Here is a 720-nt window from a genome sequence, read left to right as displayed (position 1 = left end):
GGGAGGGGTGGAACCGCGAGGCTCCCCCCTATCCCGATTGTGGGCAGATTCTGCGAGACAAATCCCCATGAGATAACAATGGCTGACATTCTCACTGACGCGCACTACGTCAAGGAACACAATCGGGTCTTTCTCGCCCTCATGGCGGGGGCCGGATTTGGGAGGTGATGGCCTCTGAGGAATTCCCTAGGCTCTACCATGCGATCACACTCGCCCCCCTGCCCGAAGACCTACCTGCGTCTGCACAAGGAGGTACTGTGACTTCTCGCCTTCCGGACATCCTGGAACGAGACAGCGCTTACATGCGAACGCCTCCAGGCGTTTCAGCAAGGGGGTGACCGTGCCGGTCTCCAGCAGGAGCTGCTTGCCGATCTCCCCCACCGTCTGACCATCCTTCTTCCACAGGCAGACCACGGCCAGGTACTGCGGATACGTCAGGCCGAGCCGGCCGAGGATCGGCTTGTTGGCCCGCCAGATCGCGATGTTGGCATGGTATACCGCAAAACACTGGAAGTTGGACAGGTGGAGGCCGACACCGGCTGCGGTCATGGCAGGGACTTGCTTCGAGGAAGGTCAGTATACATCGTGCGCGATATAGTCGCAAGGCTCACAACAGTATAGCAGGCCTGCCCGTGTTTATCTACCGTGCGATTTAATCGATTGCGATACTTAAACCACTGACACGGTAATCCCCACCGAACGTCACAGCCTCTCAACCCT

At 58.5% G+C, this 720-nt stretch carries 1 protein-coding gene; it reads right to left on the bottom strand.

Going from position 1 to position 720, the window contains the following annotated elements:
• Positions 1 to 204 precede the first annotated feature (204 nt).
• A complete protein-coding gene (locus tag LG661_RS24755; RefSeq protein WP_407666845.1) occupies positions 205 to 549 on the bottom strand; it encodes a MarR family winged helix-turn-helix transcriptional regulator in 345 nt (114 codons plus the stop codon).
• Between the last annotated feature and the right edge of the window lie 171 nt (positions 550 to 720).

The organism is Microvirga roseola (assembly GCF_020866965.1).
GTDB classification, from domain to species: domain Bacteria; phylum Pseudomonadota; class Alphaproteobacteria; order Rhizobiales; family Beijerinckiaceae; genus Microvirga; species Microvirga roseola.
The sequence above is the reverse complement of the archived record's forward strand: the minus strand, read 5'-3'. Positions and strand labels throughout refer to the sequence as shown.